The organism is Leucobacter japonicus (assembly GCF_001273855.1).
GTDB classification, from domain to species: Bacteria; Actinomycetota; Actinomycetes; order Actinomycetales; family Microbacteriaceae; genus Leucobacter; species Leucobacter japonicus.
Window position 1 is genome coordinate 24,685 of record NZ_JHBX01000077.1, and the last position, 17,692, is coordinate 42,376.

At 66.1% G+C, this 17,692-nt stretch carries 16 protein-coding genes; all 16 read left to right on the forward strand.

The window, feature by feature from the left end:
• Positions 1–2 precede the first annotated feature (2 nt).
• A complete protein-coding gene (gene rsmH / locus AMS67_RS01275) occupies positions 3–986 on the forward strand; it encodes a 16S rRNA (cytosine(1402)-N(4))-methyltransferase RsmH (protein WP_053385762.1) in 984 nt (327 codons plus the stop codon).
• Positions 983–1,579, forward strand: a complete 597-nt coding sequence (gene ftsL / locus AMS67_RS01280) for a cell division protein FtsL (RefSeq protein ID WP_053385763.1) — start codon at positions 983–985, stop codon at positions 1,577–1,579. Before rsmH ends, ftsL begins: the two co-directional genes overlap by 4 nt.
• 37 nt (positions 1,580–1,616) lie before the next feature.
• Positions 1,617–3,413 (forward strand): peptidoglycan D,D-transpeptidase FtsI family protein, encoded by a 1,797-nt coding sequence (locus tag AMS67_RS01285; RefSeq protein WP_053385764.1) that lies wholly within the window; start codon positions 1,617–1,619, stop codon positions 3,411–3,413.
• A gap of 25 nt (positions 3,414–3,438) precedes the next feature.
• Positions 3,439–4,995 carry a Mur ligase family protein gene (locus tag AMS67_RS01290; RefSeq protein WP_053385765.1) on the forward strand — a complete coding sequence of 519 codons (1,557 nt, stop codon included), beginning with the start codon at positions 3,439–3,441 and terminating at the stop codon, positions 4,993–4,995.
• Positions 4,992–6,401, forward strand: coding sequence for a UDP-N-acetylmuramoyl-tripeptide--D-alanyl-D-alanine ligase (locus AMS67_RS01295; RefSeq protein ID WP_053385766.1), 1,410 nt, complete (start codon positions 4,992–4,994; stop codon positions 6,399–6,401). The genes AMS67_RS01290 and AMS67_RS01295 overlap by 4 nt, the downstream gene beginning before the upstream one ends.
• The gene (mraY, locus tag AMS67_RS01300; protein WP_053385767.1) at positions 6,398–7,486 is read left to right on the forward strand and encodes a phospho-N-acetylmuramoyl-pentapeptide-transferase; all 1,089 of its coding nucleotides are present in this window, start codon (positions 6,398–6,400) and stop codon (positions 7,484–7,486) included. The genes AMS67_RS01295 and mraY overlap by 4 nt, the downstream gene beginning before the upstream one ends.
• On the forward strand, positions 7,465–9,036 hold the full coding sequence (gene murD / locus AMS67_RS01305; RefSeq protein ID WP_241487955.1) for a UDP-N-acetylmuramoyl-L-alanine--D-glutamate ligase: 1,572 nt from the start codon (positions 7,465–7,467) through the stop codon (positions 9,034–9,036). Before mraY ends, murD begins: the two co-directional genes overlap by 22 nt.
• Entirely contained in the window at positions 9,036–10,235 is a 1,200-nt protein-coding gene (gene ftsW / locus AMS67_RS01310) for a putative lipid II flippase FtsW (RefSeq protein ID WP_053385768.1), read from the forward strand. Before murD ends, ftsW begins: the two co-directional genes overlap by 1 nt.
• Complete coding sequence (locus tag AMS67_RS01315) at positions 10,232–11,317, forward strand: UDP-N-acetylglucosamine--N-acetylmuramyl-(pentapeptide) pyrophosphoryl-undecaprenol N-acetylglucosamine transferase (protein WP_053385769.1); 1,086 nt, start codon at positions 10,232–10,234, stop codon at positions 11,315–11,317. Before ftsW ends, AMS67_RS01315 begins: the two co-directional genes overlap by 4 nt.
• A 59-nt stretch (positions 11,318–11,376) precedes the next feature.
• Complete coding sequence (gene murC / locus AMS67_RS01320; RefSeq protein ID WP_053385770.1) at positions 11,377–12,798, forward strand: UDP-N-acetylmuramate--L-alanine ligase; 1,422 nt, start codon at positions 11,377–11,379, stop codon at positions 12,796–12,798.
• A 272-nt stretch (positions 12,799–13,070) separates the two neighbouring features.
• Complete coding sequence (locus AMS67_RS01325; protein ID WP_156316488.1) at positions 13,071–13,955, forward strand: cell division protein FtsQ/DivIB; 885 nt, start codon at positions 13,071–13,073, stop codon at positions 13,953–13,955.
• Positions 13,956–14,125: 170 nt separating this feature from the next.
• Positions 14,126–15,361, forward strand: coding sequence for a cell division protein FtsZ (gene ftsZ, locus AMS67_RS01330; RefSeq protein WP_053352911.1), 1,236 nt, complete (start codon positions 14,126–14,128; stop codon positions 15,359–15,361).
• An 18-nt stretch (positions 15,362–15,379) separates the two neighbouring features.
• Complete coding sequence (locus AMS67_RS01335) at positions 15,380–16,075, forward strand: YggS family pyridoxal phosphate-dependent enzyme (RefSeq protein ID WP_053385772.1); 696 nt, start codon at positions 15,380–15,382, stop codon at positions 16,073–16,075.
• Between the two features lie 30 nt (positions 16,076–16,105).
• Entirely contained in the window at positions 16,106–16,606 is a 501-nt protein-coding gene (locus tag AMS67_RS01340) for a cell division protein SepF (protein WP_053385773.1), read from the forward strand.
• 2 nt (positions 16,607–16,608) lie between these two features.
• On the forward strand, positions 16,609–16,902 hold the full coding sequence (locus AMS67_RS01345) for a YggT family protein (RefSeq protein ID WP_053352914.1): 294 nt from the start codon (positions 16,609–16,611) through the stop codon (positions 16,900–16,902).
• A 90-nt stretch (positions 16,903–16,992) separates the two neighbouring features.
• Entirely contained in the window at positions 16,993–17,685 is a 693-nt protein-coding gene (locus AMS67_RS01350) for a DivIVA domain-containing protein (RefSeq protein ID WP_053352915.1), read from the forward strand.
• Positions 17,686–17,692: the final 7 nt, after the last annotated feature.

A 17,692-nucleotide genomic window follows, 5' to 3' on the forward strand; every position in this document is an offset into this window, starting at 1 on the left:
CCATGACGCACGACATCTCACGCGATCCGAGCGAGCTGCACACGCCAGTGCTCCTTGACCGCTGCATCGAACTCCTCGCTCCGGTCGCAATGACTGCCGGGAGTACCGACGGGCCGGTCATCGTCGACGCAACGCTCGGCATGGGCGGGCACACGGAAGCTCTGCTCGAGCGCTTTCCGAACCTCACGGTGATCGGCCTCGACCGTGACACCGAAGCGCTCGCGCTGGCCGGAAAGCGACTGGAGCGCTTCGGTGCCCGCGCAATCCGCGTGCACGCGGTGTACGACGACATCGCGCGCGCGGTGCACGACAGCGGCTTCGACCGGATCGACGGCGTGCTGTTCGATCTCGGAGTGTCTTCGCTGCAGCTCGATGAAGCCGATCGCGGTTTTGCCTATGCGCAGGACGCACCGCTCGACATGCGCATGGACCAGAGCCGTGGCGAGACCGCCGCCGATGTCCTTGCGCAAGCGCCTGAGGGGCGACTCCGCGCGATCTTCGAGCGCTACGGCGAGGAGCCGCTGGCGGGGCGGTACGCGCGCGCCATCGTCGCCGCCCGCGCACTCGCGCCGATCACGCGCAGCGGAGAGCTCGTCGACGTGCTGCAGGAGGCCACCCCCGCAGCCGTACGCGACCAGCGGCATCCCGCCAAGCGCGTGTTCCAGGCGCTGCGCATCGAGGTCAACGCAGAGCTGGCCGTGCTGGAGCGCGCGATACCCGCAGCGCTGAACCTGCTGGCAGTTGACGGCCGTGCCGTCATCATGTCGTACCAGTCGCTCGAAGACCGGTTCGTCAAGCGCGAACTGTCGCGCCGATCGACGTCGACTGCTCCCGCCGGGCTTCCGGTGGAACTGCCCGAGCACCGGCCCGAGTTCCGTCTACTCACCCGAGGCGCGGAACTCGCAGACGATGCAGAACGGGCCCGCAATCCGCGGGCCATCCCGGTCCGGCTTCGCGCCGCCGAACGAGTGAGGGACGTGCGATGAGCGCAACGCTTCCGGTCAACTTTGAATCCGCCGCGCTGCGGCTCGGTGCGCCGGCTCAGACGCCGACGACGACGCCGGGGGAGCGCCATCTGCGGCCGGTCTCGGTGCCGGCAGCGGTACCCCGCCCGCGCCGCAGCCCGCTTGCCATCGCGCTCGCAGGAGTCGGCATCATCCTCGCCATCTTCGCCACGCAGCTCGGCCTCAGCATCGCGATTTCACAGGGCGCCTACGAGACGCGCGCGCTCGAAACCGAGCAGCGCGACCTGGGCCGCGTGGAGCGTGTGCTGTCACAGAACGTCGACAAGCTGGCCTCCCCGCAGAACCTCGCGGAGAACGCTGCCGCCCTCGGAATGGTGCAGAACACGCGCCCCGCTACCCTGCGTCTGAGCGACGGCGCGGTGCTGGGTGCGCTCGATTCCGAGACGACCGAAGCCAGTGGCAACCTGATTCCGAACTCGACGCTCGAGAACATGCCGGTCGTCGACGCTGCGGGATTGCTGGTGCCTCGCGGACAGGCCGCGGGCGCTCAGTCGGAAACCATGGATCCGCCGGTACGGTTGTCGGGAAAGCTTCCGGCTCCCGACACCCACTAGCGCGTCCCGTCGGCGGCCGAAGAGGGAGAGGTACGGCATGCTGAGAATGCGCGGTTCGTCGCTGCGCCGAGCCATTGCGCTCGGCATCATCGTCGTCGCCTCACTCGTCTTTCTCGTGCGACTGGTCGATGTGCAGGTGGTGTCAGCCGCGGCGCTGAACGAGGATGCGAAAGACAAACGCGCGGTGCCCGTGGCGATTCCGAGCGTGCGCGGCGATATCGTCGATCGCAACGGTGAGGTGTTCGCGACGACCGATGAACGCTACGACGTGCAACTGTCCCCGAAGAACACGAAGCTCAACAAGGGCGTGTTCTACCGTGCAGACACCGAACGCGGCGTCGGTACGGTCGAAGTGACCGCCGCGCAAGCCTTTGCAGAGGTCGGCAAGATCACCGGTCAGAGCGCGGACGATATTCAGCAGATCGTCGATGACGCGCTGAAAGACAACCCGAAGTCTGACTTCGCCTACGTGAAGCGATCCATCGATCTCACCCAGCTCAACGCACTCAAGGCGCTCGACATCCCATGGCTCACGTTCGAGAGCCAGCATCAGCGCACCTATCCGAACGGCGCAGTCGGGGGCAACATTGTCGGGTTCTTCGGCGCGGACGACGAGCCGCTGGCGGGCATTGAACTCTCGCAGAACGCGTGCCTGACCGGCGTGGACGGCACCGAGACCTACGAGCGGAGCGAGGACAATGTCGCACTCCCGGGCAGCGTCGTGGTGACGCGCAAGGTGCAAGACGGCGGAACGGTGGAGCTCACCCTCGATCGCGACCTGCAGTGGGAAGCGCAGCAGGCGATCAACCAGCAGGTGCAGAATGTCGCGGCCGAGTGGGGCCTGCTCGTCATTATGAACGTGAAAACCGGTGAGCTCGTCGCAGTGGCCGAGGACGGCTCGGTCGACCCGAACGATGTCGACGCGGGCGACCCCGAAAAGCGCGAGGCGCGATCCTTCACGAGCCCGTACGAGCCCGGCTCGACGTTTAAAGCGATCACCGCTGCCGCACTCATCGACCAGGGTGTCTCGACGCCGCTGTCGCAGAATCTGACACCCGATTACCTCACGCCCGAACCCGACGTGCGCTTCGGCGATGCGTTTTCGCACCCCGAAATGCCGTGGACGCTGACCGGGATTTTGACGCAGTCGTCGAACGTCGGTACCTCGATGCTCGGCAACCAGCTGAGCCCCGAAGTGCGCTACGACTATCTCCGCAAATTCGGGATCGGCGAGTCCACCCAGGCGGGCATGCCGCTCGAAGATTCAGGCCAACTCGCCAATTACACGGACTGGGACCGGCAGACGGCGTACAACACCATGTTCGGGCAGGGGCTCTCGTCGACGATCGTGCAGACCGCGGGCGTCTACCAGACCATCGCGAACGGCGGAGTGCGGGTGCCGCCCGCGCTGGTCGCGGACTGCGTCGCATCGGACGGCACGAAGACCACGATGGATCATGGCGACGACGTGACTGCGATTCAGCAGAGCACGGCGGCCGACATGATGGCCATGCTCGAGACCGTGACCACCGAGGCCTGGTTCAAAGATATCTTGGCGATTCCGGGGTATCGGATCGCCGGCAAGACGGGTACCGCCGAACAGGTCGATCCGGCGACCGGCCTGTATCGAACCAACTACGTGAACTCATTCGCCGGTATCTTCCCGGCCGACGACCCGCAATATGTCGCGGTAGCATCAGTGGCGTTCCCCACGAATGGCGACGGCGGCGTCGCCGCGATCACGGCGTTCCGTGACGCGGCTGAAGCGACGATTCGCACCTTCCACATTCCGCCGTCGACGGGCGAGTTCACCCCGCTCCCGACCGAATATTGATACACGCCTCAGGAGGCACGCACCCGTGAGTACCGGAGATGCCTTGAGCATTCGCCCGCAGAGCCCCAATCCCGCTTCGCTCGAGGCGGTGGTCGGCGACTTCGGATTCACGGTCGATGGATCCATCGCAGGAGTCGCCGCGACCGGGATCTCGCTGGACTCGCGCGACGTGCGCCCCGGGGATCTCTACGTCGGGATGCCGGGTGCGCACCGGCACGGTGCCGATTTTGCGGCGCAAGCCGTGCAGTCAGGCGCAGTCGCCATCCTCACGGACGCGGCCGGTGTGCACCGGGTGCGCGAAGCAGGTCTCGATGTGCCCGTGCTCGTCTCGGAGGCCCACCCGCGCACGGTGCTCGGCGACGTGTCTGCGCAGGTCTACGGCACGATGGCATTGTCGGCTCGCACCTTCGGGGTGACCGGAACGAATGGCAAGACCAGCGTCGTGTACCTCATCGCCGAACTGCTGCGCGCCGCGGGCATCACGGCCGGTTTGAGCTCGACCGCGGAGCGCCGCATCGGCGACGAGGTCATCGTGAGCAACTTGACGAGCCCCGAAGCTTCCGAATTGCATGGCCTGCTCGCCCGCATGGTCGAGGTCGGTGTGGCGGGCGTCGCGCTCGAGGTCTCGGCGCAGGCGGTCGTGCGTCATCGCCTGGACGGCGTACATTTCGATGTCGTTGCGTTCAACAATTTCTCGCAGGATCACCTCGACGAATTCGGCGACCTCGAAACCTATTTCGCGGCCAAGCTGGCGCTGTTCGCTCCGGAGCATGCCGCGCGCGGGGTCGTCGTCGTCGACACTCCGTGGGGTCAGCGCATTGCGCGTGAATCGAAGATTCCCGTCACCAGACTGGCCACGGAGTACGGCCAAGACGCCGATTGGCATCTGGCGGTCACCCGGCAAAACCTCGACGGTGTATCGTTCGTACTGCAGGGGCCGGAGGGCGCGCATTTCCGGGGCAGCGTGCCGGTGTTCGGCCGGTTCATGGCCGAGAACGCGGCGTTGGCGCTCATCATGCTGCACGAGGCAGGCATCCCGCTCGCCCAGGTTGAAGCGGGTCTCGAACGAGGGCGCATTTCGGTATTCATTCCGGGGCGGCTCGAACAGATGACGCTGCCCGGAAGCGACGGTCCGCGCTTCTACGTCGACTACGGACACACCCCGGGCGCATTCGAAGCAATGCTCGATGCACTCGGCGAGGTCGCTCCGGGGAAGGTGATCTTCTTGTTCGGCGCCGACGGGGATCGCGACACCACGAAGCGCGAGGAGATGGGTCGTATCGCCGCAGCTGGGGCTGACACCGTGATCGTCTGCGATTACCACCCTCGCTCCGAGCCGCCGGAGGCGATTCGCGCGCAGTTGCTCGCCGGAGCGCGTTCCGCACACCACGCGACGGTCATTGAAGAGGGAGACCCGCGCACCGCCGTGCGGCTCGCCATTTCGCTTGCCGAACCCGGGGATGTTATTTTGTATGCCGGTCCAGGACACGAGGACCACCAGGAAGTCGCCGGGAAATTCCTTCCGTACTCGGCGCGTGACGAAGTTCGCGGCGCACTCCGCGAGGCAGGATTGCTCCCGTGATTGAACTGACACTCGCCGAGATTGCGACCGCCGTCGGCGGACGCCTCGTTCCGGGAGCGACCGGCGTGCCCGACACGACGCTCGTCTCCGGTGAATCCCAGACGGACTCGCGCGAGGTCGGCCCCGGGCATATCTTCTTCGCCCGCCGCGGCGAAGAGACCGACGGGCACCGCTTCGCCGATCGTGCCGTCGACGCAGGCGCGTCGTTGCTCGTCGTCGAACACGAAGTCGACGACCGAGTTCCGCAGATCGTGGTCGCCGACAGTACGATCGCGCTTGGCGATCTCGCGACCGAAGTCGTGAGTCGAGTGCGTGCGGCGGGTGAGCTGACCATTGTCGGGATCACCGGCTCCAACGGCAAGACCACGACCAAGAACCTCGTGCAATCCATGGCCGAGCGCACCGGAGCCACCGTGGCCTCCGCGAAATCGTTCAACAACGAGGTCGGCGGCCCGTTGACGATGCTGCGCGTCGCCGCAGACACTCGCACGCTGGTCGCCGAGATGGGCGCGAGCGGCGAAGGCGAGATTGCCCGGCTGACCGCCATGGCGCCCCCGCACATCGGAGTCGTGCTCACCGTGGGGCTCGCCCACGCCGGCGAGTTCGGTGGCATCGAAACCACATTCCGCACCAAGAGCGAGATGGTGCGCGACCTTCCTGAGTCCGCCGTCGCCGTGCTCAATCGCGATGATCCGCGCGTCGCGCAGATGGCCGACCTGACGCGCGCGCGTGTGCGGTGGTTCGGTCTGGGCGCGGACGCGGACGTGCGCGCCACCGACATCGAATCGTCGGCCGAGGGCACGCGGTTCACCATCCGCGCCGACAGTGCCGAAGCTGCCGTGCACTTCCGGGTGCTGGGGGAGCACCACGTGATGAACGCACTCGCGGCGGCAACGGTCGGCCTCGAACTCGGCCTGGAACTCAGCGACGTCGTCGCCGAGCTCGAAGCGGCCACACTCGCCGCACCGGGGCGCATGGAGGTGCTCGGCGGCCGTAACGGCATCACGATCATCAACGATGCCTACAACGCCAGCCCCGACTCGATGAGCGCGGCGCTCCGCACGCTGGCGCAGATCCGTAAGCCTGACGGGCGATCCGTCGCCGTGCTGGGAGCGATGAGCGAGCTCGGCGAGTACTCGATCGAAGAGCACATCCGAGTCGCTTTGCAGGCCGTGCGCCTGCGCATCTCTGAACTCGTCGTCGTCGGTGCCGCAGCTCGCCAGCTGCATATCAGCGCGATCAACGAGGGATCCTGGGACGGCGAGAGCGTGTTCTTCGAGACGCAGGACGAAGCATTCGCCTACCTCTCCGACACACTCCGGCCGAATGACACGGTCATCGTGAAGTCCTCGAACGCCGCAGGGCTGCAGCAGCTCGGCGACCGACTCGGGGAGGCGCACGCATGATCGCGCTGCTGATCGCGGGCGGGTTCTCGCTGCTCTATTCGCTGCTGTTGACACCGCTGTTCGTGCGAATCTTCAATCGCCTGCGTTGGGGCCAGCCGATCCGTGTCGACGGGCCGAAAGAGCACGAGGTCAAGCGGGGCACCCCCACCATGGGTGGCATCATCTTCCTCTCGGGGTCGGTGATTGCGTACTTCGTGGGCAAGCTCATCATGGGTGAGCAGCCGTCGCCTTCGGCGTTGCTGGTCATTCTCATGGCGGTCGGGGCCGGGATCGTCGGGTTCATCGACGATTTCATGAAGACACGCCAGCAGCAGTCCGCAGGGCTCGGTGGCTGGGCGAAGATCGCCGGTCAGGTCATCATCGCTGTCTCATTCGCAGTGCTCGGACTGCAGTTCGCGAATGAGGCCGGGATTACGCCCGTCTCGACCCACATCTCGGTGTTCAGGGACCTGCCGTTCGACTTCATGACTTTCGGAGCGATCGTGGGCGTCGGCCTGGTCGTGATCTGGGTGATGGTCATCGTGACGGCAACGACGAATGCCGTGAACGTGACTGACGGTCTCGACGGTCTTGCCGCGGGCTCGGCCATCTTCGCCTTCGGCGCCTACCTGCTGATCGGGTTCTGGCAGTCGGCGCAGAGCTGCATCAGCACGGGAGCCGAACCCGGCTGCTATGACGTGCGCGACCCCATGGATCTCGCGGTCATCGCCGCGGCATTCCTGGGCGGCGTCGCCGGCTTCCTGTGGTGGAATACGAATCCCGCACACATTTTCATGGGCGACACCGGCTCCATGGGCATCGGCGGCGCCATCGCGGCCCTCGCGATCCTGACCCACACCGAGGTACTGCTGCTGCTCATCGGCGGGCTCTTCATCATCGAGACCGGTTCGGTCATCGTGCAGCGCATCTACTTCAAGGTGACCCATGGCAAACGCATCTTCTTGATGAGCCCGATTCACCATCACTTCGAACTCAAGGGATGGGCGGAAGTCACCGTCGTGGTTCGATTCTGGATCATCGCGGCACTGTTCGTCATCGCTGGGGTCGGTGCCTTCTACGGCGAATGGCTGCTGCAGCAGCCGTGAAAGGACACGACGCGATGAGCATGGGCGACACGAACGTGGAGGCGCAGGAACCCGGGGGATCGGCGGCAATCTACGCACGACTGGTGGCCGAACGGGTCTCGGCGCTCTCCAGTTGGCACCACGACTGGAGCGGGCTGCGCGTGGCCGTGCTCGGACTCGGCGTGACCGGCTTCTCGGTCGCCGATACGCTCGTCGAGCTCGGCGCGCGGGTGCGGGTGATCTTCGGAGCGCCCGATGCAGAGCGCGAACGGCTACTCGACGTCATCGGCGCGGAACGATTCGTGGATGACGATGACACGGCGCAGCTCGCGGATCTCGCTGACTTCGATCCCGAACTCATCGTGGTGTCGCCGGGCTACCGACCCGATCACCCGCTGACGATGTGGGCGACCGAGCGCGGTGTGACGGTGTGGGGCGATATCGAGCTCGGCTGGCGCCTGCGCGATAAGACCCATCGCGTCGCCGACTGGATCTGCATCACCGGTACTAACGGGAAGACCACGACCACTCAGCTCACCGCGCACATGCTCGCGGCGGGGGGACTTCGCGTCACGCCGGCCGGGAATATCGGCACGCCGATTCTCGACGCGCTCCGTGATCCTCAGGGCTACGACGTCATCGTCGTCGAACTGTCGAGCTTTCAGCTCGAGCGCCTCGGCGAGATCTCGCCGTACGCGAGTGCGTGCCTGAACTTCGCTGACGACCATCTCGATTGGCACGGGAGCCCCGCGGCCTACTGGGCGGCGAAGGCAAAGGTGTACGAACGCACGCAAATCGCGTGCGTTTACAACCGTGCGGACGCCGAGACGGAACGCATGGTCGAAGCAGCCGACGTGATCGAGGGTGCTCGCGCGATCAGCTTCGGTCTCGACACCCCGCCCTCGAGCGGATTCGGGGTCGTCGAGGGAATTCTCGTCGATCGCGGGTTCCATGCGGGTCGGCGATCCGAAGCGTATGAGCTGGTGACCGTCGACGAGCTCGCCGAGCACGATCTCGGTGCGCCCCACATGGTGCAGAACATTCTCGCGGCCAGCGCACTCGCACGCTCGCGCGGAGTCGAACCCGGCGAAATCGCGAGTGCGATCCTGAGTTTCACGCCGGACCCCCACCGTGCGCAGCACCTCGGCGAAATCCGCGATCTGCGTTGGATCGATGATTCGAAGGCGACGAACGCGCACGCTGCCGACGCCTCCTTGCGTGCGTTGACGAATGTCGTGTGGGTGCTGGGTGGACTCCTCAAAGGCGTCGATATCGACGCGCTCGTGAGTGCCCACGCGCATCGACTGCGTGGGGCCATCGTCATCGGTCGGGATCGAGCTCCCGTGCTCGAGGCGCTGCGGCGGCACCTCGGCGAACGACCGGTGATCGACATCATCGACGCAGACCTGGATGCGGACGGGATCATGCGCGCGGTCGTGACGGAAGCGCTCGGGATCGGCCAACCCGGAGACATCGTGCTGCTCTCGCCGGCGGCGGCTTCGATGGACCAGTTCGAGAGCTACTCCGATCGCGGCCGTCGGTTCCAGGCGGCTGTGCGAGAGCTGGAGTGATGTCAGCGGGTGCGGGGCCGAGCGAGGGCACGGGCAAGGCTCCGATTCAGGCGATCATCCGCCTGGGCGGGGTGCTGCGCACCGGGTCGGATCGCACCGTCGTCGCGCTCTACACCATCACCTTCCTCTTGGTGGGGTTCGGCCTCATCATGGTGCTGTCGTCATCTTCGATTACCTCCTATCTTGCGGACCAGGGCTTTTTCGGCGGCTTTTGGCGGCAGGTGATCTTCGCGGTGATCGGCATCCCATTGATGCTCGTTGCCGCAGCGATGCCGATGCAGTTCTGGAAGCGGTACGCGTGGCTGTTCCTCGGTATTGGCATCGTGCTGCAGCTGCTCGTGTTCACGCCACTCGGCGTCGAGGTCTACGGCAACCGCAACTGGATTCAGATCGGCGGGTTCACCGCCCAGCCTTCTGAAGCGCTGAAGCTCGCCCTCGTGGTCTGGGTCGGTGCCGTCTTGCAGCGCAAGGAACCGCTTCTCGGGCAGATGCGACACGAACTCATTCCGGTGGTGCTGCCGGGCGCCGTCATCGCGCTCGGCGTGGTGCTGCTCGGCCGAGATCTCGGCACGGTGCTCATCATGGCCGCCATCGTGTTCGGTGCGATGTACTTCGGGGGCATCAGCTGGAAGACACTCGGGGTGACCGCCCTGGGCGGAGCCCTTGCGGTGGCTTTCTTCGTGCTGTCCAGCCCGAACCGCATGCAGCGGCTCCTCAGCCATGCCGGCGGCACTGACGACTACAGCGGCATCGACTGGCAGGCGACGCACGGGCTCTGGGCGCTCGCTGGCGGCGGGTTCTTCGGGGTCGGACTGGGCAATTCGAAGGCGAAGTGGTCGTGGCTCCCCGCGGCCGACAACGACTACATCTTCGCCATCATCGGCGAGGAGCTCGGCTTCATCGGCGCGCTGCTGGTCATCGCGCTATTCGTCGTGCTCACGGTGGTCATGCTGCGCCTCATCACGCGTACGCGCGACCGCTTCGGCCGCACGGTCGTCGGGGGCATTCTCGTGTGGATCGTGGGCCAGGCATTCGTGAACATCGGCGTCGTCATCGGCATCCTGCCCGTGCTCGGGGTGCCGCTCCCGCTCATCAGTTCGGGAGGCACCGCACTCATCGCGTGTCTCATCGCCATCGGCGTGGTGATTTCGATCGCGCGCGACACCGCACAGCATTCAGAGGAGATCTCACCGCAATGACCCACTATTTGCTCGCCGGCGGCGGCACCGCCGGGCACGTGAATCCGCTCCTCGCCCTCGCTGATCAGATCCGTGCCGAGGAGCCGGACGCGGTGATCGTGGTGCTCGGCACCCGAGAAGGGCTGGAAGCGCGACTGGTTCCGGAACGCGGGTACGAACTCGTGCACATCGAACGGCTCCCGTTTCCGCGTCGACCGAACCTCGCCGCGCTCCGGTTTCCCTGGAGATTCGCTCGTGCGGTCTTGCGGGTGCGCGCCCTGATTCGCGAGCGCAACATCGATGTGGTCGTCGGATTCGGCGGGTACGCGGCGGCTCCGGCCTATCGTGCCGGCGCGCGCGAGCGCGTTCCGGTCGTGATTCACGAGGCGAACGCGAAGCCAGGAATGGCGAACAAGCTCGGTGCGCGGAGCACGCCGTACGTCGGGGTGACCTTTGCGGGCACCCCGATCACGGGAGCCCGCGTGACTGGAATGCCGCTGCGGCCCGAGATCGCGGGCCTCGATCGGCAGGCGCTTCGTGCCGAGGCACGTGCCCACTTCGGGCTCGCACCCGACCACCGCACATTGCTCGTTACTGGCGGATCGCTTGGCGCGCGGGCGTTGAACCAGGGGATTTCTGGTTCTGCCCGTGAACTGGTGTCGGCCGGAGTGCAGGTGCTGCACGTCTGGGGTGGACTGACCGAGCTCGCCGACCCGGGGGTTCCGGGCTACTCGGTGGTGCCCTATTGTGATCGGATGGATCTGGCCTTCGCTGCCTGCGATCTTGCGGTGTCGCGCGCGGGATCGACCACCGTGAGCGAGCTCGCCGGACTGGGAATCCCGTCAGTGCTCGTGCCCTATTCGGTCGGTAACGGCGAGCAGCGTTTCAACGCTGCGGGCGTCGTCGAAGCGGGCGGTGCTTTGCTGGTGGAAGACGGCGAGCTCGGCGCCGAATGGGTACGGCACACGCTGATCCCGCTGATCGTCGATGATGCGCGACTGGCCGACATGTCGGAGCGCGCGCGCCGCGCCGGCTCGCTCGACGGAACGGCGCGACTGCTGAGCCTCGTGCGCGAAGCGTTGAGCGCGACGCGCAGCGCGTGAACTCGTCGCGCGGGTGTCGCGCGATACTCTTGATTGTCGGTTCGTGCTGAGGAGGCGCCATGATCTATCCCGATCTCGAGCTGGAGATCCCTGAAGATCTCGGCAACGTCCATTTCGTCGGTATCGGCGGTTCGGGCATGAGCGGAATCGCTCGCATGCTGCATGAGGCAGGGGTGCGCGTCACCGGTTCTGACCGGAGCGCGAACTACTCAACCGCGGCGCTCGAGGCCCTCGGCATTCAGGTGAGCATTGGGCACGATGCGGCGAACGTAGGCGACGCGGACACCCTCGTCGTGACGGGTGCACTCTGGACGGACAACCCCGAGTACCAGCGCGCACTGGAGACGGGCATCCCCGTACTGCACCGCTCACAGGCACTCGCCTGGCTCGCGCGTTCGCGGCGACTGGTCGCGGTGGCCGGCGCGCACGGAAAGACGACATCGACGGGCATGCTCGTGACCGGATTGCTCGGACTCGGCGCAGATCCGTCGTTCGTCAACGGCGGCATTATTGAGTCGTTGGGAACGAGTTCCGGAACCGGAGCAGACGACCTCTTCGTGATCGAAGCGGATGAATCCGACAAATCCTTCCTGCTCTACGACACCGCCGTCGCGCTGATCACCAACGTCGATCCCGAGCACCTCGACTTCTACGGCTCGCGCGAGGCCTTCATGCAGGCATTCGTCGATTTCGCCCGCGGGGCGAGCGAGCAGATCGTCATCTCTGCGGACGACCCGGGAGCGCGCGAAGTGCTCGAGGCTGTGCGTGCACAGGGGAGTGCTGCTGCGATTCGCACCTTCGGCAGTGACGAGAGCGCCGATGTGCGCATCGTCGAGGTCGATGACTCCGGGCCGGTGCGTTTCGCCGTTGAAATCGCAGGCGAGCGCTACAGCGCGCAGCTTTCCGTGTTCGGTACGCATAACGCCGTGAATGCCGTCGGTGCACTCGCGGTGCTGACCGGGCTCGGCTGGGCGCCCGAAGCGGCACTCGATGCCATCGCCGAGTTCGGGGGTACGAAGCGACGGTTCGAATTCCACGCTGAGGTGGGCGGGGTGCGTGTCTATGACGACTACGCGCATCACCCGACCGAGGTTGCTGCTCTGCTGGATTCCGCGCGCGCGGTGGTTGGGGACGGACGGCTCATCGCGATCCACCAACCGCACCTCTACAGCCGCACCCGCCTGTTCCACCGCGAATTTGCCGAGGTGCTCGAGCAGGGAGCTGATCACACCGTGGTGCTCGCGGTTGACGGCGCACGCGAAGATCCGGTGCCCGAAGTGACCGGCGCGCTCGTGTCTGACGACTTCGTCGATGCTGAGCGAGTGACCTATCTGCCCGAGTGGGGCGACGCCGCGGCGTACCTCGCCCAGATCGCACGGCCCGGTGACGTCATGGTCACGATGAGCTGCGGCACGGTGTATCGCATTATTCCCCAGGTCGTCGAAGCGCTGCGCGACCGGTTCGAGTCCGAGGCACGGTGAAGCGGCCGAGCGGGTTCGATCGCTCGCCAGAGCCAGAGCCCGAAGCATCGCGGCCCGCTTCCGCGGGGGCGCGTGCGCCGGAGCGGGCGCACGATGCAACACCGTTCGACGCGAGTGCGGCGGAGCGCGGCGACGCGCCTTCGATCGTGGATCGACTCCGGGGACGCCGTGCCGGGGCGAGCAGGCCGCTGAACCCATCCGGGTCCGATACCGGGGGAGAGACAGCGCCTGAAGCGGGGTCTCCCGCTTCCCCGGTTGATGACGCCGAATCGTTGAGCGGCGAGGCAGCGGTGGCTCCGACGGTCGACCTCAGCGACGTGCGCGCGATTCGTGCGGGCGCAGTGACGTCACCCGATCGCTGGCGAGATCGGGGCGAGGCCGACAGTGTGCGTGCCGCAGAACGTCGACTGAAAGCTGCCGCGAAGCAGCGGCGCGCACGCTTTCGTCTGGAACGGAAGCGTTTCTCTGCTGCCTCGAGAGGGCGACGGCGATTCTGGATCATCGCCGGAAGTGCCGTTGCGGCCCTCGCCCTCTTCGTTGCGGCAGGGGTGTTCACGCCACTCATGGCGGTGCGCGACGTGCGCGTCGAAGGCGCGGCGACGGTCAACGAAGCAGATATTTCGGCGGCCCTGCAGCGTTTCACCGGCGTGCCTCTTGCTCTCGTCGACGATTCCGAGGTGCATCGCGCGCTCGAACCGTTCCCGGTCATTCAACGCTATGCCGTTGAGCGCGTGCCGCCGCACACCCTCATCGTGCGGATCCAAGAACGCGTGCCCGTCCTCTCGGTCGCCGGTGACGCGGGGGTTTCGATGTACGATGCGGCGGGAGTGCTGCTCGGTACCGCCGAGGCGGCCCCGGCCGGTGTGCCGGTGGCCGGCGGCGCCCTCTCCGACCTCGATTCCGACGCGTTTCACTCGGCCGCTCGGTCGTTGCGCGACATGCCCGACGAGCTTCGGGCCCAGATCGTGGGAGCGACGGCGACGAGTGCACAGGACGTGACGTTGACGCTCGCCTCGGGGGTTGAGGTGCTCTGGGGCGACGCGACGGATACGCGTCGCAAGGCAGTGGTGCTGCAGACTATGCTCACCGCGCTCGCCGATCAGTCCGTGAGTCGAATCGATGTCTCGTCGTCCGAGGCTCCCGTATTCGTGCAGTAACGGCGTGGCGGCATGCGCACGGACGCGTTCGGACGAAGTTTCGTACCGGTCGCGGCGTGTCTGCCTCTGGTGGCGGGGCGCTCCCCATACGGTGGTGCGCAGGAAATGTATACGGCGATACTAACACTTAACCTTAAGTAGAGGTTGAAGGTTAGGGGCGGAGGAACCACGTGTCAGCGAACCAGAACTACCTTGCGGTGATCAAGGTCGTCGGCGTCGGCGGCGGCGGCGTGAACGCCGTCAACCGCATGATCGAGCTCGGACTCCGTGGAGTCGAGTTCATCGCTGTCAACACCGATGCCCAGGCGCTGCTGCTCAGCGATGCCGACGTCAAGCTCGATGTGGGGCGTGAGCTGACCCGCGGTCTCGGCGCCGGCGCCGACCCCGAGGTCGGGCGACGTGCGGCCGAGGACCACGCCGAGGAGATCGAGGAGGCCCTGTCGGGGGCCGACATGGTCTTCGTCACCGCGGGTGAGGGTGGCGGCACCGGAACCGGCGCCGCTCCCGTGGTCGCACGCATCGCGAAGTCGATCGGCGCACTCACCATCGGCGTCGTCACTCGACCGTTCAGCTTCGAGGGGAAGCGCCGCGCCGCACAGGCCGATTCTGGGGTGCACACGCTTCGTGAGGCCGTGGATACGCTCATCGTCGTGCCGAACGATCGCCTGCTCGACATCAGTGAGCCGGGAATCAGCATGATCGAGGCATTCGCCGCCGCGGACCAGGTGCTGCTCGCCGGAGTCTCGGGGATCACCGACCTCATCACGACACCGGGACTCATCAACCTCGACTTCGCCGACGTCAAGTCGGTCATGCAGGGCGCGGGCGCGGCCCTCATGGGCATCGGTTCCGCACGGGGAGCCGACCGAGCGATCAAGGCCGCAGAACTCGCCGTCGCATCGCCGCTGCTCGAAGCATCGGTCGAAGGCGCGCACGGCGTGCTGCTGTCGATTCAGGGGTCATCCAACCTCGCGCTCAGTGAGATCTACGAGGCTTCTACGCTGGTGCAGGACGTCGTGCACCCCGAAGCCAACATCATTTTCGGTACCGTCATCGATGACACGCTCGGTGATGAAGTCCGTGTCACCGTGATCGCTGCCGGTTTCGACGAGGAGCCGAGCCCGCAGGTGACCGGCCCCGAGCGCGGACGGCGCGGCAGCCACGTCGAGAGCCTGGAAGACGTCGCCGCGCCGGCGCCGCGCGCAGCGGGTGCGACCGCCGAAGCCACCGGTCTGGGCTACCCGGGATTCAATGCATCGCAGGATCGCGAGGCCGCTACGCAGAATCCGCCGACCGGGCAGTTCGGCGAGGTGCTCTCCAACCCTCCGGTTGAGGCGCAGCTGTCGGATCCGGCATTCGACGGAGACGACGACGACGATCTCGACATCCCCGAGTTCCTCCGGTAACGGCGACGGTTCGCGCACATGGCAGACGATGCAACGCTCGCATACCCGGGTCTCGGGGAGCGCCTCGCCTCTGTGCGCGCCGAGATCGCTGACGCTGCTCGGGCCGTCGGGCGGGAGCCCGACGATCTGACGCTGATCGTGGTGACCAAGTTTCACCCGGCTGCACTGGTCACGGAACTCATCGCGCACGGCGTTCGCGATGTGGGTGAAAACCGGCACCAGGAAGCCCAGGAGAAGGCGGATGCGGTAGCTGATCCCGCGCTGTCCTGGCACTTCATCGGACAGTTGCAGACGAAGAAGGCGCGCCAGGCCGCCCGCTATGCGCGCGCGATTCACTCCATCGATCGCGAACGTCTCGTTGATGCCCTGGACGGTGTCGGTACGCCGCTCGACGTGTTCCTGCAGATCAATCTCACGGATGATCCGGGGCGCGGGGGAGTTGCACCCGAAGGGCTCGAAGCACTCGTCGAACGGACATTGCGCGCCGAAGATCTTCGCCTGCGCGGTGTGATGGCTGTCGCCCCGCTCGAAGAGCCGCCGGCCGCCGCGTTCGAGCGACTCGCCCAGTACTCCGATCGCGTGCGTACGCTCGCACCCGAGGCGACCGCCATTTCTGCGGGCATGACGCACGACTTCCGGGAGGCCATTGCCGCTGGCGCGACACACCTGCGGATCGGCAGTGCAATCACGGGGAAACGCCCGGACCCCCGGTAGTCTCGAAACACCGCACCGTTGGGAGAAACAATGAGCAACCCGCTGAAGAAGACCATGGTGTTCCTGGGCCTCGCCGAGGAAGACCTCGACGCGCAGAGCACCGAGTCGCCGCAGCCGGCGGCCCCCCGCGCTGCCCAGCCCGCGGCGTCTGCGCCGAAGGCGGACGCGCCGCGCCAGGCGCCCCAGCGCGCGTCCGTGACCCCGCTCCGCCGCGTGACGCCGACACGCCAGGCGGCGCCCCAGGCGTTGAACGAGATCCTCACGGTGCACCCGACGGCGTACGGCGATGCCACGGTCATTGCGGAGAGCTTCCGCGACGGTGTTCCCGTCATCGTCAATGTGTCGCGCATGAACGACGGCGACGCCAAGCGCCTGATCGACTTCGCGAGCGGTCTGACGATGGGCCTGCACGGGCGCATCGAACGGGTCACGAGCAAGGTTTTCCTGCTCTCGCCGGAGCACATCGAGACCGCTGGTGATGATTCTCAGAAGAGCGACAGCGGTTCGTTCTTCGTCGCGCCCTCGGCCTGAGCGTGCAGATCGTTGGGGCGATCGCCTTCATCCTGATCCTCGCGCTGCGCGTCTACACCTTTGTGCTGTGGGCGAGATTCGTGCTCGACTGGGTCACCGTACTTAATCGCAATTTCCGGCCCCGCGGATTCTGGGTCGTGCTGGTCGAACTCGTGTACTCGGTGACCGACCCGCCGATCAAGCTGTTCCGGAAGGTATTTCCGCCAATTCGATTGGGTCAGGTAGCGCTCGATCTCGGGTGGATGCTCACGATGATCGCGTGCTGGATCCTCATCGCGATCCTCTCCGCCCTGTAGTCAGCTGCGCTTCGCCTGCGCGAACCCGACTTTATTTGCTAGCGTTGTTCTAGACCACGTCAGTGGTCCCGAAGCGAAAGAGACGTAACGATGGCCTTGACTCCCGAAGATGTCGTGAACCAGAAGTTCACGATCACCAAGTTCCGCGATGGCTACGATCTCGACCAGGTCGATGATTTCCTCGACACCATCGTCGAGGAGCTGCGCCAGCACGAGCAGGAGAAGGCCGAACTGCGCTCGCAGATCGACGATCTGACCGCGCAACTCGCGGCTGCCGGGTCGAGCACTGCTGCTGCGGAGAGCGCTGACGCCTCCGATGGTGCAGCATCTGAACAGACCATCGTGGTTGAGGCGCCGGCACCGCAGCCGGTGGCCGCGCCCGTGGTATCGGCACCCGCCGCATCGACCGACACGGCGCTTCCGCAGCCCGATGCGGTCAAGTCGAGCGCCATGCTGCAGCTGGCGCTTGAGCTGCACGACAAGCACGTGCACGAGGGTGAAGCCACCCGCGACAAGCTCATCTCGGACGCTGAGGCGAAGCGCGATCAGATGATCCAGGACGCCGAGCGTACTGCCAAGCAGCTCGTCGATGAGGCTCAGAAGCAGCGCGCCGAAGAACTGCGTCAGCTCGGCGAAGAACGCAGCGACCTGCAGTTCAAGATCAAGGACCTGCGTCAGTTCGAGAGCGAGTACCGCTCAACGCTTCGCTCCTACATTCAGTCCCAGCTGCGTGGACTCGACGGCTCTCCTGAGCCGGCCGGCGCGCCTGACGGCCTGCAGTAGTAGTCGC